This window comes from Bradyrhizobium sp. UNPF46 (assembly GCF_006658625.1).
GTDB classification, from domain to species: domain Bacteria; phylum Pseudomonadota; class Alphaproteobacteria; order Rhizobiales; family Xanthobacteraceae; genus Bradyrhizobium; species Bradyrhizobium nitroreducens.
Window position 1 is genome coordinate 44,188 of the sequence record NZ_LFJB01000086.1, and the last position, 20,794, is coordinate 64,981.

At 58.0% G+C, this 20,794-nt stretch carries 19 protein-coding genes and 1 pseudogene; 3 read left to right on the forward strand and 17 right to left on the reverse strand.

What is annotated here, in order from left to right; translation table 11 throughout:
* Positions 1-606 precede the first annotated feature (606 nt).
* From UNPF46_RS30965 to UNPF46_RS31010, 10 genes are read right to left on the reverse strand one after another with little or no spacing between them, the layout of a single operon-like run.
* Entirely contained in the window at positions 607-1,512 is a 906-nt protein-coding gene (locus UNPF46_RS30965; protein WP_142252531.1) for an allantoinase PuuE, read from the reverse strand.
* Positions 1,509-2,054 (reverse strand): ureidoglycolate lyase, encoded by a 546-nt coding sequence (locus UNPF46_RS30970; protein WP_142252532.1) that lies wholly within the window; start codon positions 2,052-2,054, stop codon positions 1,509-1,511. Before UNPF46_RS30970 ends, UNPF46_RS30965 begins: the two co-directional genes overlap by 4 nt.
* Positions 2,047-3,084, reverse strand: coding sequence for an FAD-binding oxidoreductase (locus tag UNPF46_RS30975; protein ID WP_142252533.1), 1,038 nt, complete (start codon positions 3,082-3,084; stop codon positions 2,047-2,049). The genes UNPF46_RS30970 and UNPF46_RS30975 overlap by 8 nt, the downstream gene beginning before the upstream one ends.
* A 28-nt stretch (positions 3,085-3,112) precedes the next feature.
* The gene (locus UNPF46_RS30980; RefSeq protein WP_142252534.1) at positions 3,113-4,252 is read right to left on the reverse strand and encodes an ABC transporter substrate-binding protein; all 1,140 of its coding nucleotides are present in this window, start codon (positions 4,250-4,252) and stop codon (positions 3,113-3,115) included.
* A 26-nt stretch (positions 4,253-4,278) separates the two neighbouring features.
* The gene (locus UNPF46_RS30985) at positions 4,279-5,478 is read right to left on the reverse strand and encodes an oxamate carbamoyltransferase subunit AllG family protein (protein WP_142252535.1); all 1,200 of its coding nucleotides are present in this window, start codon (positions 5,476-5,478) and stop codon (positions 4,279-4,281) included.
* 10 nt (positions 5,479-5,488) lie between these two features.
* Positions 5,489-7,099, reverse strand: coding sequence for an ATP-binding cassette domain-containing protein (locus tag UNPF46_RS30990; RefSeq protein WP_142252536.1), 1,611 nt, complete (start codon positions 7,097-7,099; stop codon positions 5,489-5,491).
* On the reverse strand, positions 7,096-8,046 hold the full coding sequence (locus UNPF46_RS30995; RefSeq protein ID WP_142252537.1) for a branched-chain amino acid ABC transporter permease: 951 nt from the start codon (positions 8,044-8,046) through the stop codon (positions 7,096-7,098). The genes UNPF46_RS30990 and UNPF46_RS30995 overlap by 4 nt, the downstream gene beginning before the upstream one ends.
* Complete coding sequence (locus tag UNPF46_RS31000) at positions 8,043-8,912, reverse strand: branched-chain amino acid ABC transporter permease (RefSeq protein WP_142252538.1); 870 nt, start codon at positions 8,910-8,912, stop codon at positions 8,043-8,045. The genes UNPF46_RS30995 and UNPF46_RS31000 overlap by 4 nt, the downstream gene beginning before the upstream one ends.
* Positions 8,913-8,934: 22 nt before the next feature.
* Positions 8,935-9,597: a hypothetical protein gene (locus UNPF46_RS31005; protein ID WP_246668769.1), complete on the reverse strand. Its 663-nt coding sequence runs from the start codon at positions 9,595-9,597 to the stop codon at positions 8,935-8,937.
* Positions 9,575-10,939, reverse strand: coding sequence for an aromatic ring-hydroxylating dioxygenase subunit alpha (locus tag UNPF46_RS31010; protein WP_142252540.1), 1,365 nt, complete (start codon positions 10,937-10,939; stop codon positions 9,575-9,577). Before UNPF46_RS31010 ends, UNPF46_RS31005 begins: the two co-directional genes overlap by 23 nt.
* A gap of 218 nt (positions 10,940-11,157) precedes the next feature.
* Here UNPF46_RS31010 and UNPF46_RS31015 point away from each other — a divergent pair, with 218 nt between their 5' ends.
* Together UNPF46_RS31015 and UNPF46_RS31020 are read left to right on the forward strand one after the other, a co-directional pair.
* Positions 11,158-12,117 carry a LysR family transcriptional regulator gene (locus UNPF46_RS31015; protein WP_142252541.1) on the forward strand — a complete coding sequence of 320 codons (960 nt, stop codon included), beginning with the start codon at positions 11,158-11,160 and terminating at the stop codon, positions 12,115-12,117.
* Between the two features lie 180 nt (positions 12,118-12,297).
* Positions 12,298-12,606: a DUF488 domain-containing protein gene (locus tag UNPF46_RS31020; protein WP_142252542.1), complete on the forward strand. Its 309-nt coding sequence runs from the start codon at positions 12,298-12,300 to the stop codon at positions 12,604-12,606.
* A gap of 447 nt (positions 12,607-13,053) precedes the next feature.
* Here UNPF46_RS31020 and UNPF46_RS31025 read toward each other — a convergent pair whose 3' ends face one another.
* The 6 genes from UNPF46_RS31025 to UNPF46_RS31050 form a co-directional block, all read right to left on the reverse strand.
* Positions 13,054-14,262 (reverse strand): ABC transporter substrate-binding protein, encoded by a 1,209-nt coding sequence (locus UNPF46_RS31025; protein WP_142252543.1) that lies wholly within the window; start codon positions 14,260-14,262, stop codon positions 13,054-13,056.
* Positions 14,263-14,514: 252 nt separating this feature from the next.
* Entirely contained in the window at positions 14,515-15,585 is a 1,071-nt protein-coding gene (locus UNPF46_RS31030; protein WP_142252544.1) for a MaoC family dehydratase, read from the reverse strand.
* A 190-nt stretch (positions 15,586-15,775) separates the two neighbouring features.
* Positions 15,776-17,062, reverse strand: coding sequence for a CaiB/BaiF CoA transferase family protein (locus UNPF46_RS31035; RefSeq protein WP_142252545.1), 1,287 nt, complete (start codon positions 17,060-17,062; stop codon positions 15,776-15,778).
* Positions 17,063-17,085: 23 nt separating this feature from the next.
* Complete coding sequence (locus tag UNPF46_RS31040) at positions 17,086-17,304, reverse strand: hypothetical protein (RefSeq protein ID WP_142252546.1); 219 nt, start codon at positions 17,302-17,304, stop codon at positions 17,086-17,088.
* Positions 17,305-17,348: 44 nt separating this feature from the next.
* Positions 17,349-17,774, reverse strand: a complete 426-nt coding sequence (locus UNPF46_RS38770; protein ID WP_142252547.1) for an OB-fold domain-containing protein — start codon at positions 17,772-17,774, stop codon at positions 17,349-17,351.
* Positions 17,771-18,964, reverse strand: coding sequence for a thiolase family protein (locus UNPF46_RS31050; RefSeq protein WP_210248357.1), 1,194 nt, complete (start codon positions 18,962-18,964; stop codon positions 17,771-17,773). Before UNPF46_RS31050 ends, UNPF46_RS38770 begins: the two co-directional genes overlap by 4 nt.
* 314 nt (positions 18,965-19,278) lie before the next feature.
* On the opposite strand from UNPF46_RS31050, the gene UNPF46_RS31055 reads away from it, so the two are divergent.
* Complete coding sequence (locus UNPF46_RS31055) at positions 19,279-20,445, forward strand: acyl-CoA dehydrogenase family protein (protein ID WP_142252548.1); 1,167 nt, start codon at positions 19,279-19,281, stop codon at positions 20,443-20,445.
* A 59-nt stretch (positions 20,446-20,504) separates the two neighbouring features.
* Here the strand turns inward: UNPF46_RS31055 and UNPF46_RS31060 are convergent.
* Positions 20,505-20,749 (reverse strand): annotated as a pseudogene (locus UNPF46_RS31060) (carboxyl transferase domain-containing protein); the annotation flags it as partial.
* Positions 20,750-20,794 lie beyond the last annotated feature (45 nt).

Below are 20,794 nucleotides of genomic sequence, written 5' to 3' on the forward strand. Positions count from 1 at the left end.
GCGACGACCCCTGCGTCCCGAACGTAGTGGCTATCTTCTAAGTAATTGATTTTTCTCAGTAGGGCAAGCGATCCCGTCCCGTTTTGTTCACGGTCGTTTCACCCAATTCGTTGCGATTTCGTTGCGGCGTTCCCAGAGAGAACGCCGCTCGATGCAGGCACGGTTTGCCTAGGGACATGATGGTCGGCTCAAGCCAAAAGTATGTGTCAGGATGAACCCCGCGCCGTCTCGCCAGATAGGCTCGAAAATGCATTGAAACAAGCGCTTGGACGAACGAGCTGGTATGTGAGCCATGGGGGGTTCGAGTCAGGAGACCGCTACCGATTTTCCCCACACGACCCAAATCTGCGATATTTCCTCCGATCGTCCGCCTAACTCGGAAGTTTGTCGAACGACGCATTCAAAGCAGTGTGACGGCCGACCACCGTGGCGGAGAGAGTGTCAGTCCGGCGGAGTACTAATGGGACAGATCCGCCATTGCTTCGTTGATCCCGATGACAGGCTCGGGACGAGTTCCCTGCAACCATAACGTGCCCGTGAAAGAACGCCACGATACCTGACTTAATACTGGCAGCCCCAAGGCAACGAAAACCTCGAGGCACTTGGCTAAACTAGCGGCCGATGATGGGAATGCCAATGTCGCGCGATTTCGCTGCGACGGCAGATCCAGACGCGATCGCGCTTCATCACGTGATCAAGAAATCGCTCCAAGCCGACCGCACGTCCGGGATGACCAACGATCCGGAGGTGCAATCCGACCGACATCATGCGGGGCGCTGTTTCACCTTCACGGTACAGCATATCGAAGCTGTCGCGCAGCATTTCGAAATACTGGTTGGCAGTTGCGATCGAACCGCGGATGAACTTGGCATCGTTCGTGACAAGGCTGTAGGGAACGACCAGGTGCGGCCGATCAGCGACGCGCACCCAATATGGAAGCTCGTCGTTGTAGGCGTCCGAATCGTAGAGGAAGCCGCCTTCTTCTGCCAGAAGCCGCCTCGTGTTTTCACCCGGCGCGTAGCGGCAGTACCAGCCGAGCGGGCGCTGTCCGGTAGTCCGCGCCAAGCTCTCGATGGCACGTGCGATCCGATCGCGCTCGGTAGCCTCGGCCAGCCGGGCGTGATTCTCCCACCGCCAGCCGTGCGCGCATACATCCCAACCGCGTGTGACGATATCAGCCGCGACCGCACGATTGCGCTCCAGCGCAAGAGCGCAGGCCATCACCGTTGCCGGCAGCTTGCGCTCAGCGAGGATGCGCGACAGCCGCCAGTAGCCTACGCGGCTGCCATATTCAAACATCGATTCGGCGGCAAGGTCGTGGCCTCCTGGACCGGCGGCATCTATCAACCCGGTTTCGCTATCGCGATCACCGTCTGCTATCGAGGGCTCGGATCCTTCCTCGTAGTTGACGACAAGATTGAGCGCAAGGCGGGCGTCACCCGGCCATTTCGGATCTGGAAATCGACCACTATAACCGACGAAATCTCGCTCGCGCCCGACCGGTACGCTCATGACATCTCCTGCGGCATCGAGACGATCGTGACAGGGCTACCGATCGTAACGGAAACGCTATCGTCCGCACAACCCTTGGCAAGAGAGACGACAAAGACCGCAGGTCCATCCAAAGCGACCATCGGGTGATGCCAGACGTTCGGCCGGTAAACAATGCCCTGGCCGCTGCGGGCGATGAAGGCGGCCAGCTTGCCAATGTCCGGTTCGCCATTTTCCCCGCTTAGACACACGGCGACCAGAAATTCGCTGCAGGAAAGTGGACTGAAGAACTGCGCCGAGTGAGGATGCCGCTCCATCGTGGTTACCTTCAGTGGAAGGCAAGCAGGTGCGGGCAACTGATAGACCCACAAAAGCCGCTCCGATGGCAGGCCATCGGTCTCGAACGCTGACGTAACCATGTGCCGAACTGCCGTACCGACAGGCTCGATGACTTCGCCGAATGGACTGAAACCGGCTGCCGAGAGCCGGCGTGGCGTGACCATAAGTTCGCAAGAAGTTCCAGCCAGGGTTCCGTCTTGCTCCCGCGAACTGCTGCTAGACATTTGCACTCGTGGAAGCCTGTAGGCCGCTTACCGCGCTGGGCACGAATCTTTCTGAGAAGATCGATGAAGCGACCGCACCGAATTCGGTGACCATCGCCCTTGCCCTGTCCGTCATTGCGGGCGGGCCACACAGGTAAATATCAGAATTTGCAGCTTTCTCATCAGCGATCAGATCCGTGACAAATCCCGCGTGGAAACCGGCTCGCGGCGATGCGCGGGCGATCGCTATCCGAAGATCGCATTCCGGCAGAGAACACGCCATAGCGGTCAATTCCTCGACCAGGAACAGATCGCTTGCCTCCGTCACGCCGAAGCAGAGCGTGACCGGACGATGTTCCCCTGACGCTATCATCTGGCGCAACATCGAAACCATTGGCGCCACGCCCGTTCCACCAGCCACCATGAGCAGCGGCCGGACTCCGCTGCGCAGATAGAATATTCCCTGCGGGCCACGGCCCGAAAGCACATCGCCGGGCGCGGCCCGCTCGGTCAGATAACGCGACATCACCCCGTCGTCGAGCAGGCGGACGTAGAACTCCAGGATGCGGTCTTCGCCCGGCGCATTGGCCATCGAGTAGGAGCGCCATTCGGCCGTTCCAGGAACCTGAAGATGGACGTACTGGCCGGGCAGAAATCTGAGCGGGGCAAGACCCAGCATGCGAGCGGTGACCGCGACGACCGATCCGCTCAGCCGTTTGATCTCCTCGACCTTGACGGAGAATTGCTTGACCGGGACGAGCTTCGTCCGTTCGTAAGGTATGCGAAGTTCGAGATCGCTTGCAGCCATCGTGACGCAAGGCAAAATCTCGCCGCCCTCCACTTCTTCCCGGCTCAGCGAAATCGACGACAGTTCGTCATACTCGACTTTTCCGGCAACGCACGTCGCCCGGCAGGTCTGGCAATCTCCAACCTCGCAATCCGAGCTCAGCGGAATCCCAGCGCGACGTGCTGCCGCCAGGATATTTTCTCCGCTGCGGCTAGCGATGCGGACGCTGTCGCCGTCGGCAAAAGTCAGCATGATCGTCGTCATTCGGGTTCAACTCCGACTGGTTGTCCAACTACTGCGCGAGCGCGAACTTGCCGTCCTTCACGGTCAGCAAGACCACGCTGTCCGACTTGGCGCCGAAATGATCGTCGGCACTATAAGAATAGACGGCCGTCACCCCGACATGATCCTTCAGCGCTTCGATCGCGTCGCGAACCTTGGCACGATCGGGGCCGACCTTGCGGATCGCTTCCGCGATCATATTGACGGCATCGTAAGCATTGCCGGCGAAGGTAGCCGGGGGCTTGCCGTATTTGGCCTGATAGTCACGCACGAAGGAGGACAGGCCGGCCTTTTGGGAATCGGATTCCTTCAGCGAGTCGATGACGTAAATCTTCGAGGAAGGAATCAAAATGTCGTCGGCCGCCCCGCCGGCGAGCCGCAGGAAGTTGAAGTCGTTCGCGGCGTGCGACAGATAGAGCGGCGCCGTCAAGCCAAGCTGCCGGTAGTTCTTCACGCCGATAGCCTGGCCCGGTCCGGTCGCCCAGATCACGACCGCATCCGGGTTGGTGCTGCGGATCTTGGTGAGCTGGGGTGTCATATCCTTGTCGTCGTTGCCATACGCCTGTTGCGCGACGATGGTTATGCCGAAGGACGCCGCGTTCTTTTCAAGCTGTTCGCGGCCGCTGGTGCCGAACGGCGAATCTGCGTTGAGAAGAGCCACGTTCTTGACGCCGCGGCGCTTCATGTCGGCCATCATTACGCTCTGGACCAACACGTCGGTCAGTGGCGACAGGAAGATCCATTTCTTGTCCTGTGGCGGCAGCACGATGCCGCGAGACCCGCCGTTGGAGATCATGGCTGTCGACGCTTTCTGCACGGTATCGATGATGGCGTAGGACGAGCCGCTGTTCATCGGTCCGACCAGAGCGACCACGTCGTTCTGGTCAAGCAGGCGCTTGGCCGCCGTGACGGCCTTGGTGTTGTCGCCCTCGGTGTTGAGGTTGACCAGTTCGAGTTTCTTTCCCCCGATGCCACCCTTTGCATTGATCTGCTCCACAGCGAGCATTGCGCCGTCAAGCCCCGGCTGCCCGAGCGAAGCGATGGGGCCCGAGGTCTCCAGCAGGCCACCGATCTTGATCGTCTCCTGCGCATGCGCGGCCGACACCGCGGCGACGAGCAGCAATGACGCCAGTACGGACTTGATTTTCATGTGTGGTCCCTCTTTGCAAGATTGAGTCAATTGAGTGCCGAACTCGCGTCGACGAACAATTCCCGCGGCGGGTGATAGATGCCCCCGCCTATGCGTCCGCCATTGCCGCCGCGATCAAGAATGCCAAGGACAATTTCCGGCATGGAACTGCTCTCGACGACCCTCCTGGCGGGCATTCCGACATGGATGCCGGTGCGCGAAAATGACCGGTGCCTCTGGGGTAACAGGCGCATCCGTCCAACAGACTCCGGGTCTTCCGGCGTGGCGGTAGCGAGCAAGGATGCCGAAGTCATCGCGCCAAAGCCGAGCGCATCGACCAGGGCGCTATCGCCGATCGCCCCAAGCCTGTCGCCCTCCTTGTATCCGGAAAGCAAACTGCCCGTGGGGGGAGTCGCGTCTGCTACGACCCAATGATCAGAAGCGCCGCCCAGCTTCAGCCCCACCTCAATGCCGTTTCCCCCGAATCCGGTGACCATGCTGCTCCCCTCGCCTTCACCCGCAAGCGCGATGCATTTGACCGCGGCCATCCACAAATTGAGGAAGAAGCCGGACGCACGGTCCAAGAAGCGCCGCTCCGGCGTTTCACCGCCCAGCCGCGGCGAGAGTACTTGCACCAGCCGCGTCGTGGCCGCCGCCGTACGCGAGTGACAATCATCCCCGTTTGCCAGCGCCGCGTCCGCGATCTCAATCAGGCGAATGTCGCGATCGACAATGATTTCCAATGTCGCGGCGAGGTTCCCGTTGATCCAGCGCAGGTGCGAAAGAACATTTCGACTGCAAAGGCCGAGACGCTGCGCCAACGCCATGCCGCCGTTGAGTGGGCTGAAGGCTGCGTTATCCTTGTTTCGTGCGTCGGCAACGATCTGGACCGCCATGTTGGGAGACAGCACCGCGGCAAGAGGAACCATTGTCCGGTAGTCTTGCGCCGGCAAGAGCCGCACCTCGCCTCGAGCAAGCATAGCAGCAGCAGCCGCGATGTCCCGCGCCCATCCCTCATAGAGGATCGCCATGATGGCGCTGTTTACCAGCGGCTGCGCGATCTGGCCCCGCCGAACCGGTGGACCGGCATGAAGGATGGAGCGTTCGGGAAAATCAATCACGTCGCGCGCCAGCGCCACGCCCCGCCAGATCGGCTCGACCGCGTGCATGCGTTCCAGTGCGGCTTTGTCCGCAGCGTGCAGTTCGGTTCGCGCAACGTCGCCGGCGGTTATCGAAAAACGTGTCATCTCATGCGCCTCACATCGCCACAATGCGAGGGCTCGGCGCAGAATCGCCCGGAAGCGGCTCGTTCGATCCAAGATAGGCCTCGGTTAGGCGCTGGTCGTCCAGCAGCACCCGGCCAGGGCCCTGCGCGACCACCCGGCCATTGGCCAGCACATAGCCACGATCGGCAATCGCGAGCGCTGCCGTAACATTCTGCTCGACTAAAAGGATCGTCAGACCCTCGTCCCGCAGCTTTTCGACGCAGCGCAGGATCTCGGCGAGCACCTGCGGCGCAAGGCCGAGCGAGGGCTCGTCGAGCATCAGCAATCGCGGATCCCCCATAAGCGCCCTGCCAATGGCCAGCATCTGCTGTTGCCCGCCGCTCAGCGTGCCGGCAAGTTGCATCGCTCTTTCGTTCAAGATCGGAAAAAGTTTGTAGACCGCTTCGAGCCGCTGCTCGAACTGACGCCGCTCCGACGCGCTACGCCAGATGACGTGATGGAATCCGCCGGCACGCCGCCGCGCATATCGTCCAGCGGAAAGGTTCTGCAGCACCGTCAAGGATGAAAATAGCGCGCGCCCCTCGGGTACGAGGCTAATCCCCTGCGCGACCCGCCGATCGGCAGAAACGCCGTCAAGCTCGACCCCGTCAAAAGTGACATGTTCGGCCGTGGAGACCTCGATCCCCGCGATAGCCCGGAGCAGACTGCTCTTGCCGGAACCATTGGCTCCCACCAGCGCCACGATCTCTCCCCGACCGACGCCAAGCGAGATCCGGTCCAGCGCTGCAAGCCCGCCATAGTTCACGCTCATCTGCGAAACCTCGAGCAGCGGCTCACCCGCAGGCGCACGCACACGCGGGGCCTTCACCGGAGCCACTCCGCGCTGCCCGAGATAGGCTTGCAGCACGCGGGGATCACTCCTGACCTGCGCCGGCTCGCCGTTGGCGATGACGCGTCCCTGATCGAGGACTATGATCCGGCGAGCAATGCGGCTGACGAGCGGCATGTCGTGGTCGATGAAAAGGATGGTCTTGCCGGCTTTAGACAGCGACAGGATGATGTCGCCGAGCGCGCGCTTTTCGACGTCATTCAAACCGGCACCGGGTTCATCGAGCACCAGCATCTGCGCACCCGAAGCGAGTATCCGCGCGATACTGAGGAGCCGGCGCTGTCCTGCCGTCAGTATAGAAGCGGGATGATCCGCCAAGTCGAGCAAACCGACCGCCGCGAGATGGCTATCGGCCTCCGAGCCGAGCGTGCCGTCGTCAATCAGCTTGCGCCCGCGCCCCAACATTGAGGACAGCAGGCCAAGCTTCTGGCGAGCCACGCCCCCAACCATGACGTTCTCCCTGAGCGTAAGGCGCTGGAACGGCTCTGCAGCCTGGAACGTCCGCGCCAGCCCCTGCGCAACGACCCGATGCGGAGGATCGCTCGTAATGTCGCGGCCGGCAAAGCTGACTTTCCCGGCCTGGGGTATCAATTCACCCGACAGGACGTTCAGGAGTGTGGTCTTGCCCGCGCCGTTGGGGCCGATCAGCGCCACCAGCTCGTTATGCCCGACATCGAAGCCGACATTCGACAACGCCTTGAACGCACCAAAGCTCATCGAAACATTGTGGACCGAAAGCAATGGCTCGCTCATGCCGAGCGTCCCGCGCTCATCACCCGCTTGCCTCGGTCTGCGACCCCGGCAATTCCGCGCAACAAACCGTTCGGGCAATAGATCACGCTCACCACCAGGAGCAGGCCGTAAGACACGACGTCGTATGCACCCAGCGGCTTCAAGAGCTCGCCAATCAATGTGATGAAGATGACCCCGAAGAGCACACCCCAGACATCGGCGAATCCGCCGACTGCTACCATCAGCAGAAGCTTGACAGAGAAACCGACGTCGAAGGGTCCGGGGCTGAGATAGCCGACATAATGGGCATAAAGGCTCCCGCCGAGGGCGCACAATATTCCGCTTACCATCATCACCAGGCGTTTGACCGATTGAACGTCGTTGCCGACCGACCGCGCGACATTCTCGCTCTCGGAAATCGCTCGCATCGCAAGCCCGGTCGGCGAAGCGATGAGGTTCTCCGCACAAACGATGCCCGCAATCGTCACGACCCAAACCACCGGCAGGAACAAGAAATCGCTATCGACTGCCAGGCCGAAGATCGTCAGCGGCGGAATCCCGGTCAGTCCGTTAGGCCCGCCCGTCACGTCGCGCAACTCCACCAGCCCAACGTGGACGATGATCCCAAATGCCAGCGTCGCCATCGCGAGGTAGTGGCCCCTAAGGCGAAACACGAGCCAGCCAATCGCCCAAGCGAGTGCCGCAACCATCGCCGTCGCAAGCAGTACGTCGAGCCAGGCTGGAACGCCGAGCAACTTTCCGATCAGCGCCGCGCCGTAAGCGCCAAGTCCGTAGAAAGCGGCATGTCCGAGCGATATCTGGCCGGTATAACCCGCGATCAAGGAAAGTCCGATCGCAGGCATCGCCTGCAGCCCGATCACGACCAACAGACTGACGAGATAGCCGCTCCTGGAGAACACGCAGAGCGTGAGCAGGCCGACCAGAATGGGGATGCGGAGCCTCTTCATGCGCGCACCCGCTCATAGTCTCCAAGCAATCCCCCGGGCCGGAACAGCAGGAAGCCGATCAGCAGAGCAAAGGCAATCGCGTTCTTGTAACCGGAGCTGACATAGCCGGCGGCGAACGCTTCGAGCACCCCGAGCACGATACCGCCGACGGCCGCGCCGATCGGACCGCCGAACCCGCCGACGATGCAGGCAACAAAGCCCTTGATGCCCAATTGCAGGCCCGTATCGTACTGCGTGAGCGCAATGGGAGCCACCACGATGCCGGCAATTGCTCCAAGAGCTCCCGACATCAGGAAACCAACGAGACTCATGGTCTCGACTTTCATACCAACAAGCCGGGCGGCAAACGGATTCATGGCGCAGGCGCGGAACATTTGGCCCAAATAGGTCTTTCGAAACAACAGATCGAGCGCCACCATCGCGACGGCTGCCACGCCGAGCACCCAGAGGGACTGCGGCACCAGCGTCGCACCGAGCAGATGGATTGGCTTCTCACCCGAGAACGCGGGCATCGGCTCAGCATCCGTTCCCCAAATGACGGCAGCCGCTCCCTGCAGGACGACGCCGACGCCGATCGTGACGATGATGCCGCGCATGACATCGCCACGAACCGGCTGAACTGCCGTGCGTTCGATCAGCGTGGCAACCATGCATGTGATCAGGATTGCGAGGATGATGGCGAGCCACATCGGCGCACCGGCAGTCTGGATTGCGATAGCACTCATCGCGCCGACCATGGCAAAATCGCCTTGTGCGAAGTTGACGATCCCGGTGACGTTGTAGATGCAGGTGAACCCGACGCCGATCAGTCCATAGATGCTGCCGACAACCAGTCCGCTGATGAGGAATTGCAGGGCGTCGGACATAGGATCTTCCCTTCGGACTTGTTCAGACTCTCATCCAGGATTCGGAGAACGCGAGGAAAGCGGTACTCTTTCGCGTTCCGGCGAAGTCGCGCTGCACGACCTTGCCAGCCAGCGGCCGGCCGTTGATCGTGATGAGGCCCTCTCCGGCATCGAGAAACAGGCTGTACATCTGGTGCAACTTGGTCGGACCGTTTTCCGCCGGCATATCGACCGCGTAGGCCGGTCCGAGCTTCTTCCAGGTTGCGACGACTTCAATATCCGTGCTGCAAACGATTTCCGAATATGTCGACGACGTGCTGCCCTCCCGGCGGCTCTCGACCATCGACAGATGGGTGACTGCCTGGATGCCCGGCGAGACACGGAACGAGGCGAACTTGGAGAAGAACTCGTCGATCAGATAGCGCGCCAGCCTCTCATTGTCGCTGATGCAGAAATTCAGGACGGCCGGATATCCCTGCGCCACGCCCGGCTGATCGAGAACGACGATTCCGGTCCCCATTCCGTGATCCGAATAGAGTACCCGAAAGAAACACATCAGGCCGGTCCAGGCTCCGTCCTGCGTTTCCTTGAGATAAATGCCGGGATTCTCGCCGGTCCAGGCGACCTTGCCGGGATGGATAGGACTATTGCTCGACACGATGTATCTCCCAGCAATCTTCGAATTAGGCCGCAGCCTGCGCAACAACCGACCGCTCATATTCCATCAAAAGGTCGCGGACGATCGCGAGCCGATTTTCAGCGGTATGGTGCTCACCCTCGACCACGATTTCGGTCACGCGACGCCCTACCTCCTCCTGCAGTTCAAGATCGTCGGTCCCGGCGATCGACGGGATCGAGAGCACAGTGTCGTGACAATAGGTTGGAATCACGCCATTGGAGCGCAGCGTTGAAGTCGGCACTTCCTCGCCGGCAGCTACCCTGCGGATATCACGCCGCAACAACTTCCGGAGCATCACCACGCCCTTGTCACAATAGGTCAAATGCTCGAGCGCGTGCTGCGCGATGGGACGCTGCGAGACGATGGCATCATAGTCGCCGGGCAAGCGCTGGCGCTCTTCGAAGGACTGGCCCATGCCCTGTCCATAGAAGTCAACCTTTTCCAGGCCACAGTCCTCCTCCTTGCCTATCCCGCGCGGATTGACCTCTGAATGGAAATGCCGCCAGCCGATGACCTTGCAAGTCGTGTTGTCGATCGGGGTGGTCCAGCGCGTGATGCCGACGCGGCCGAACTGCTTGGCGTCCTGGCCGTCCTCCCAGATGTGTCCGACCTGAGCGAGGTTCGGCATGATGATGTCGTTGGAGCGGACCCAGACCTTGTCCTTCCAGCGACGCGTCGTGACGTAGATCATCCCCGTGGGCGTCTCCACGAAATCCATTACCGGAAGCTCGCCCCAGGTGTCGGAGAAGTGCGAGAAGGTCACGCGCGTGTGCAGGAACACCGCATGCGCCGGGTCCATCACGTTCTCCTGCACTTGCAGCCAGTTGCAGGGATAGGTGATGCAATACGGGACGAGCTTGTCGTCGGGATAGTCGTAACTGTCGTAGACGGGGAATTCCGGCATGCTCGACGGCGGACCGAAATATCCGAAAATCAAACCCTTGTATTCCTTGACCGGATAAGCCCCATGAAACAGACGGTCCTTCAAAGCGCTGCCGGGGGGATCGCCCGGCGTCTCGAGCACGCGGCCGTCGACCCCGAACAGCCAGCCGTGATAGCAGCAACGCAAGCCGTCTTCCGTCGGAAGGCCGAACTCCAGCGACGTGCCGCGATGACTGCAGTGGCGATCAAGAATGCCATACTCGCCCTGGGTGGTGCGGAACACGACCAAGTCCTCGCCGAACATGCGGAAACCAAGCGGCACATCGCCGACTTCGGAAGTCAACGCTATCGGTTGCCAATAGCGACGCAGCAGCTCTCCGCCGAGAGAGCCCTTTTCTACATGCGTCAGCTCGACGTTCTCACCAGGACTCTCCTGCTTGAGGTAGCCACCATATGCCGCCGTCAGAAACTGTTTCTGAGCAACCACAACCAACTCCCATGCTAGGCGGCCAGAGTGCGCCGCACCATTCCCAAATTCTCTCCACCTCACTATTGCGTTGGGCCTTGGTTCTGCCAAATATATTTAACTGAAGGCCGGGTTTGGATTTTTTGAACTGCAAACTGTTTCAGCGGCCGTGCCGAAAAGAGATGCTGTCTTTGCTCACTCGATGAGCAATTAGGGATCTGGCGAAATATGGAGAGAGCGTGGCTTCGGAAAAGAACCGAGACAAACTCGAAGTCGGAGAGACGGTACCGAAGCTCTCGCTGCGGCAGCTCACCTATTTTCTTGCCACGGCCAACCACGAGAGCGTGCTAAGAGCCGGCGAAACACTCAACGTGTCATCGGCTTCAATCTCGACCGCCATCGCTCAAATGGAGGAATTTCTTCAGGTTCAGCTTTTCATTCGTCGACACGCCCGCGGCTTGATACTGACCTCGGCTGGTCAAGACCTCGCTGCCCACGCCCGCAACATTCTGCTGCACGCACGCGAAATCGAGTCCGTCGCGCAACGTGGGCCGTACAAGGCGGTCGGGCGCATCAACATCGGCTGTCTTTCGACCATCGCCCCCTATCTTATTCCGCTTATCCTGAAAGAAGTGGCTGACAATCATCCCGAGATTCAGCTGCGCTGGCGCGAAGACAAGCACGAGGCCTTGCTCGATGCGCTGCATGGCGGCGGCTTCGATCTCATCATCGTGTACGATTACGATATTCCGACGACGCTGCACGCAGCCCCGTTGCGGTCGATGCCGGTTCAGGTCGTGCTGCCGGCCTCACATCCGCTGGCTCACAGCCAGACATGTTCGTTGACGGACCTGACCAGTGAGCCCATGGTGCTCCTCGACCAACCGAGAACGCGCGACTATTTTCTATCTTTGTTTGGCAGCAAGGGACTAACTCCGACTATCGGCTATAGGACCGAAAGCTTCGAGATGGTGCGAAGTCTAGTCGCTAACGGTTTCGGTTATGCGCTCCTAAATTTCGTACCGCCCTATCAGGTCGAAGGCCACGGGAAGCTAGTTTCGCGTCCGGTCTCCGATATTGATCGTCCGCAGAATCTGGTACTTGCCCGGCTCTATCGCTTCCGGGCGCCAAGACTGGTGGACGAATTATTCAAGTCTGTGAGCGCAGCAGTCCATAAACTTCACATCTCGACCGCATGACCAAGCAGAACTGTTCTTCCTTCAACGCTTGTCGACGGTAAACGGATGGATCGAACAAGCTTTTGTCCGAAGCCGCTCAAGGCAGTCCTCTTTGCGTTTGTGGGCCGACTATCAAGCATACCGCCCCACTGCTAACTTGCACAGAACGCACCCGTGTTAGCGGCAACCAATGAACCGCAAATGCTCGCCGATCCTATTTTCACCGTCGGACATTCGAATAGGCTCCTGCCTGACTTTATCGATATTCTGCGGTCGGCCAAGATTGAGGCGCTGATCGACGTGCGTAGGTTTCCTACCTCGCGTAGATACCCCCACTTCAACGCAGGATCGCTCAAGCAGGCCCTCACGGGGGTCGGAATATACTATCGCCATGTTCCCGAGCTTGGCGGCTATCGCGAGCTCCCCGTGGCGCGGACCAGTCCCAACGACGCCTGGCCTCCTGGCTTTCTTCGCAACTACGCAGATTACGCGATGACGGCAGCATTCTGAGATGCCTTCGATCGCCTGCGTCAAACGCTTCAGCCTTCGAACGGTGCTGATGTTTGCCGAAAGATCATGGGCGGACTGCCATCGGCAGATCCTAGCAAAATACGCGATGGCGGACTCGGAAAGCGTGCCATGCAGCTTCATCTAAAAATGTCGCATGCTCGCGCAGTCCGACATCGCCTGTCATGGAGGCAGACGCAAGGGTCGCTGGAGGTTCGAAGCGCATTAAGTCTGGCAGTCGATTGAGCTAGAAGAGATGAGGTGTACAGACTAAAGGTCAGACCCCGCGCCTCAAGCTCGTTGGACGTCAAATGTACGGCCGCGGCAACATCGACCTGCTTCAAGCCAGACCGATTGTTGCCGAGTAGTCGGCGCTGCACCAAACTTGCGTCAGAGCCAATATTGCAGGCCGAATGACCAATTTAGCTCACGATGCCCTACTTCAATGCATCATTCGTCATCGATCAACTCGCGAAATTTCACCCATTTTTCTCCATCAAATCTAATGAGTTGAATTTGTTTAATAGCTGAATAGTCCTCGGGATGGGTCTGTATGGTAACGCCATCCATCAATAGCGACAATCGCAGGCCACGTAAGTTCGTCGCTTGCTTAAGGACATTTTCACGGGTCAAATTGTCGCCACAGCGCCGCAAGATCTCAACTGCCGCTTCCATCACGGAAACTCCTCTTATTGCCGCAATGTCATCAGGATCATGGCCTGGAAACGCTTTGCTTAGGAAAGATAGGTACTGCTGAACGCCGCTGTCGCTTCGGAAAGCGGGATCGCTCGGCGTTTTATAATTTGTTGTGCTAATAATCCCGGTAGAGGCAGCTTCACCTGCTGGGACAAGAACTTCCTTCACCGAATTTGCAATGGAGGTTGAGATAATCTGAGGCTTCCATCCCAGTTCAGCGATCTTCCGTATGGCTTGAGCTGCAAAGCGGTTCTGAGCGGCGAGAAACACTACGTCAACGCCGGCAGATTTCAGGGCCACGACTTGAGAATCAATTGTGGGGTCGGTTACTTGGTAGTTGGCTTCTTTCACAATCATCGTAGACGCTTCGGCGCCTAACCCCTCCCGCAAACCTTTCATGAAGTCTCTTCCAACGTCGTCAGCTTGATACAAAGCGCCGACTTTTGCCGATCGATACTCATTCAAGAGAAACCGGCCAATAGCGCGCCCCTCTATCACATAAAAGGGGGAGTAGGGGGTGGTCCAGGGAAAGTGATCGGGATCGTTCCAGCGCGACGCGCCGCTCTGGATAAGAAGATGCGGAACTTTTTTGAGGTTCAGATATTTTTGGATCGCCGCATTCGTAGGCGTGCCAAATGGTGCAACAATCGCAAGGACGTCTTCGTTCTCGACTAACTGGCGGACCACCTCCGCAGTCTTCGGTGGACTGTAACCGTCGTCCCTTTGGAGCAACACGATCTGGCGTCCATTGACTCCACCCTGCGCATTCAAAGCATCTAGATAGGCGGCCATAACGCGGTATTGAAAAGCGTAACTCGATCCCGGGCCAGAGAACGCCGCGTTTTGTCCTATCCTGATTTCCACGTCGCTGACGCCCGGACCATATTGCTTTTGAGCCTGCGCAGCGCCGCTGGCGGCAAGGAAGACTCCGCTCAGAAAAAAAGCGAGACCGACGTATCTCATGCTGCTCTCCCCAACTGTTCTACTTCTTTAGAAAGGCGGTGCGGTTGTCACAGAAGTGGCGTTCGACAGAGCATACTCTGGCTGCTCGGCGACGGGCGCGCGCAAAGATTGGACCGTCGAAAGTGCGGGAGAACGATCACCTCAACTTGCGAATCAAGATGAGGCGATCTATCCGCGGCTAGTCCAGCTCTAAAAATTGACGGTTCCAGCCCGGCAGGGCTCTTCAGCGCCAAAACGCGTTGGCAACCTGTCTCACACCCTGTAGTGAAAGATTGTCGACGTATAACACTTCGCGAGATCGTCGGCTTGATTGAAGAACAACTTTACGTATACTCCGAAGTAACCTTCACCCAGTCTCGTTTTCTTCCTTCCGGAACATTCGAGCAACTCTTCGGTAACACGGATGGTGTCGCCAACTCCTAATGGAGTATAGAATTCCGTTTCAGCCTTCACGACCGCCAGTTCGGGGTATCCCGGAATGGATAGTGGTCGAGAGCTATCCGCCCATCCTTTGCGCATAGACTGAAGCAACGGCAACCCACGTAGTCCCTTCTCGATGCCTAGTGGCGTTGCCGCACCCGGCCGTTTGTAGCCGAGACCTAGCTGGACGGAAGATCCTGGTCCCAGAAGCATGCCGAACGGAGGGGCAATCAATCGTCCATGTGGAGTTGTGCTCGCATACTCCTTGTCCCAATAAAGCGGATTCCAGTCCTCAATCGCTTCGCACCAGAGAAGGAGTTCGTCCTCTGAGATTGGAATGCTTCGGCCCTGACTGCATTCGCTTACTACACCGATCTTAGCCTTAGCCACTTCAGGCATTTCGGGATCGATGCGCGTCGCTGGTTTTGTAGCGGTCGCGCGTCTGTTCTGCATGGGACGGCCGTCCCGAGAGGGCAGAGACAAGGTCGCCTGCCCCGTTGCGGCTCCGTCAGCATCCGGGTAGGAGATCCTTAGATCGTCAATGTCGACGAGTGTTTCTCCATCTTCCCCGCGGTACTTTCTCGTGATACTGCCCGAGACCGTAAGCACGTCATTAACGCAGCTTGGCTTATTCAGGCTGAAGGTCAGTTTGCGAAGACTTGCATCAGGGCCTGACCAGTCACTCAAAAGTCGTCCGAACAGCCCTGCCACATGGGGCGTCGCAATGAAGGCATCACGCACGCCGACAGCACGGGCATAGTCGCCGTCAAAATGGACATAATCGTAGAGCCCGCTCGCGCGCACGAAAGCGACAAGCCGTAAGAGGCTAAGCTCGTATTCGTATGAAGGCAACTTTTCGCCCTCTTGAACATCTTCCCAAACAACCGATTTGTACTTATTCATCACCGAACTCGCCTTTATTCGCCTGACCGACTACGCTGATCCTTCGATCAAATGGCTCAATAATCGCCAGTCACTACACAGCACTTTCAGCGCCGCAAATGCTCGACGTTGGTGTTCTTGCCCAAGCCAGATCCGCCCCCAGTCACGAGGAGGCGCTTTGCAGCAACGTGGCCATTAACCAACATGGCGCTCATGACATCAGATCCTGAAGCTTGCCGCACGCTCCAGAAGCATCGATTTTCCCGATTCGCTCCTGGTCATATCCCAAGGTCTGCGAGAGAATCTCAAACGTATGCTGGCCTAGGAAAGGTGCCGCCCGGGGAGCCACGGCGGGCGTGTCAGCAAGGCGCAGCGGCGACGCAATATTTGGGACCCAATCAATCAAAGGATGCTCAATTCGCCCGACAAGATTCCGCTCCCGGGCTTCGTCAGACGCCAAGGCTTCGCTCAAGGTCCGAACCAGGCCGCTCGGGATCGCTGCGTCACGCAGCTTGCGACTCCAATACGCCCAAGGATGCAGCGCAAACTGTTCGGATATGACGGAAAATATGAAGTCGCGATGCACGCCCCTCTTGGCATTGCTTGAGAACTCAACGTTATTCGCAATATCCGGGCGATTGATGACCTTTGTGAACAATCGTTGGAATATCTTATCGTTTCCGCAGGCAATATAGACTTCGCGGTCAGCGGTGGCAAAGACACCGGTCGGACAAGTGTCTGGACTTGTATTTGCGTGGCGCTGCGCTTCAACGCCAGAAGTTAAGTGTTGCATTGTTGCAAAGCCTGTCATCGTCATCGCAGTATCGAAGAGGCTGATCTCGACCTTCTGGCCATTGTTGGTGCGCTCACGTGCGAACAGTGCGAGTAGAATTGCGTTGCCTGCCATCATTGACGTCGCGATGTCCATTACGACTGGGCCAGATCGTACGCCAGGGCGATCCTGATAACCGTTCATCGACATGAAGCCACTTTCAGCCTGAACGACAGCGTCCAAACCGCTGCGATCGGAAAACGGACCTTGGCGTCCATAAGCGGAAATCGAGCAATAGATCAGCCGCGGATTCAATTTAGAGCAGAACTCATAGTTGAGTCCGAAACGCTCCATGACCCCCGAAGAGAAGTTCTCTACGAGGACGTCGGAGGAGCGAATGAGATCCTTGACTACCTCAAGGCCAACTGACGATTTGATGTCCAACGCAATACTCTTCTTGTTGCGATTGGCCCAAAGAAACGGCGCACCGCCTCCCTTTGGCCCCATTTCGCTGTCGTGCGGTGGATAAAACCGAAAGTCTTCCCCTTTGCCTGGTGGCTCGATCTTGATGACTTCTGCACCGAAGTCAGCGAGCATCTGCGTTGCAAGTGGACCTGCGAGGAAATGGGTAAAATCCACCACTCTCACGCCGTCGAGAGCGCTCGGACCCGACCGCGCCTCGCATGGAAGAACGGGAAGTGCGGAGATCTTTTTTTTGTCGAACATCTTGTTACTCCGAGGAGCCGGCGTTATAGCCCGCTTTTGGTGATGCCAACGATCACCAATGTCGTTCTATCTTTGGATGAAGACACCTTCTCCTCGAACAGACCAACGATCGCCTGTTCGGGCGAATTGTGCATCTCCTCGAGATCACCGTCCGCGCGGATGACATTCATGCGCTCAGGCCGGTTGAGAAGCTCCAGCGGAGCGCGATCCCGCTTCTCGTCCATGACGTTCGCGGAGTACACGAATCTGTCCTCCCTCCGATCAGCTACTCTGCACCTCTAGCTCTTTAATTCTTGATCTCGAACGCGAAGTAAGGGCCGTCCGGATGATGCGTTGCTACAATCGAGCCCCTAAGCCCTACTGACATGTGATCCGGCCTATCCAGTATTCGCGACGCAAGCCGCACCCCTTGGACAAGGTCAACAATCGCCACGACGTACGGCGCCTCCGCCGCGAAAATTGCAGGGGCTGCATGGATCGTGGTGTATGAGTAGACTTCGCCGTCGGGAGATATGTCCACCCAGTTCATGTCGGTGCACCAACATCGCGGACAGATCGGCTTCGGCGGAAAGGTGGTCTCAGAGCATTTCGTACATCGGGTCGTCTTGAAATCGCCGCTACGCAGAGCGGACCAGAATGGTTGGTTGAAGCGGGTAAGTCGCGGAGGGTACGGCCGGGCGGTCGAGTACTTACGGATGGCTATCCTTGTCATTCCCCGCGCTCCAGTATGTGAATCAATGCCGCGTTGTAGTTACCGAGCTCACAGCTCATCAAGCCTAGTCGCGCATTGCTTACTTGTCGGGCGCCTGCGCGATGGGTCAACTGCTCAAAAAGCTCCAGAGCGTTGTATAGAGGGGTTAAGCGTGCTGGATGCCCGCGCGACTGGCAACCGCCAGACGTATTGATTGGAATCCGACCGCCCAACGCAGTCTCGTGAGCCGCAGCCGCACGCGCACCATCACCACGTTTGGTTAGGCCTACCGCTTCACCGACGAGAATTTCAACGATCGTGCAGGGTGCATAAAGTTCCGCAAGATCGATATCTGCGGCACTAACACCCGCGTCCTGATAGGCCGCTTGCGCTGCCCGAGCTGCGGAATTGAAGGCTATCATGTCGTGGGGGCGATCCCCGACTTGGTGAATGCCCTCATGATATGAGCCGCGGCCACGAATCCGCACAAACGGCCTGCCGAGCGTGCGCGCGTACCCCTCCTCTGCAAGAACCAAACAAACTGCGCCATCGTCGCGCGGAGGAACGTCTAACAGCGACAGTGGCTCAACGACCGGCCGTGAGTTCAAAACATCTTCGATGGTGATCGGCTTGCGAAAGTGCGCAAGGGGGTTCAAGCTCGCGTGCTGTCGATTCTTCACTGCGACTGACGCCAGTTGCTCCCGCGTGGCGCCATATTCGTGCATATAGCGCGTAGCATCCATGGCGTACCAGGATATCGGTGTGAAACCGGCGGGACTGTGAAAGTCGATATCGCCAGTCGCGCGCATCGACATATTCATGTGTTGCGCAGCAGAGGTTGCCGTTTCCATATTCACGCCGAGCGCTAGTGCAACTTTGGCTCTGCCAAGACGAATCTGATCGGCGGCCTGTTCGAAGGCAAAGCCTCCAGTCATGCCATTCCCCATCACCTCCATAACGGCGCCACGGCACTGAAGGCCGAGGTACGACGTCATAAAGGTCGAAAAATAGCGTTGCTGGGTGTAAATGTGCGGCTCGGAGAAGACGAGCGAATCGATTGACGCTTTGTCGATTCCCGCATCGTTTACTGCCGCGGTCACGACGCCGGACAGCACCTCGTGCTCGACCACTTGATATTCATCAGAGAGTCCAGTTTGGATCTTTCCGACCGGCGCGGCGCTTGCCGCTATCATCACTACCGAGGCCGACAAGAGCTTCCCTTCCCCAATAAACTGTGACCGACATTGTCAATGAGCTTGCTCAGAGCTTACGAGCGCATGCAGCACACCTTCCATTCTAACGAATGATAGATAGCCTGATAAAGATTGTCAATCTGCTGATCGCGATCGCGGCGCAAAAACAGGGCTAGCAAACCGACAATCCTAATCTACCGATCTATCGCTAGATTTTTGTTCGGTCTCTCGCTACGTTGGCACCTCGACTTTGAAACCCCGTCGATGCTCGCTCCTGCTTGGGAGAGAGCAAAATGAGTTCTGTACGTATTCTGCTTTCGTTGGAGAACTGTATGAGCACTGCTATCGAGAGCAGCTTTAGCAACTTCGGGCTGAACGAACATCAGCGAATGATTAGATCAAGCGTGTTGGCCTTGCTCGAAAGCGTCATGTCCAGGGAGCAGATCCGTGCGCTGGATAAGGCAGGCGAGTTTCCCGAGCAGGCGTTTAAGGCGCTCGCAGGCGCAGGCTGGATGAGCCTCCCGTACCCGGAAGCGTACGGAGGTAGCGGAGGCTCTTACAAGGATCTCGCAATCCTCGCGGAAGCGCTTGGCTATTTTTATGGCGGAATCGCAGCGTCATACTTGGTCACGACCGTGTACGCCGGCATGCACATCCTGAATAGCGGCGGCGACGCGCTGAAAGCCGAGTTCATTCCGCGTATCGTCAAAGGTGACGTTCGACTAGCCATCGCAATCACAGAGCCCCAAGGAGGCTCGGATGTCTCTGGCATCCGCTTGAGCGCCAAGCGGACAGGTGATCATTATACATTGAATGGTAGCAAGCTATACATCACAAATGCGCACGTTGCGGACTACATCATAGTTGTAGCCCGAACCCTTGCGGACGCAGGACATAAGGGGCTCTCCATGTTCCTTGTCGATGCTAAATCTCCTGGGCTCACAGTTAGGCCGATGGATATGCTTGGGCGCAGAACAACCCACACCAATGAAGTCTTTCTGACGGACGTGCACGTTCCGGCTTCAATGATGATTGGGGAGGAGAACACCGCATGGCGCTCTCTAATGAAGGGGCTTAACTTGGAGCGACTTTGTATCGCAGCATCGGGAGCAGGTAACTGTCAGGCGATTGTCGACTATACGATTGATTATGCTAGGCAAAGGATGCAGTTTGGTAGACCAATTTCGGAATTTCAAGTCATTCAGCATCGTATTGCAGACATGAAGATGCTGACCGAGGCAGCTCGCCTAATTAGCTATCGCGTTGCAGATATGATGGACGCCGGCGAAAATCCTGTTATGGAAACTTCCATGGCCAAGGTTCTGGCAACAGAAAACAACTTCGCGTGTGCGAATTTTGGTTTGCAAACCTTTGGCGGCGCAGGTTTCGCGATGGAGTATGATATTCAGATGTACTTCAGGGATTCTCGGGTCGGGATGATTGGTGGGGGTACCAATGAGGTGCAAAGAAACATCATCGCCAAGCGACTTGGCTTGTGAACGAGGGCAATTGATCCGCAAAAGGATAAATTGCCAAGTCACGCTCGTGAGATGAGCGCAAAGGTCTTGCGGACGTTGACGGTGCCCCGCCTGTGACGACGCCATCGCCCGGCACGCCCAATTCGACCGAGCGGGGCTCAACGAACATGTCGAACTCCTCGAACGACCCCTTGTCGAGCAGCAGTTGGATGCGCTCGCGCGCGGTCAGCTTGCCGCGGGCGTGCTGCCCCTCGATACGCTTCTCGCCGCCGCCAAGCTTGGCGTCCGCGCGCCGCACTTCGAGTTTTTCGATCACCTCAATCATAACGGCGCCATCTAAATACATAATCTATTTGGAAACTGATCGCTT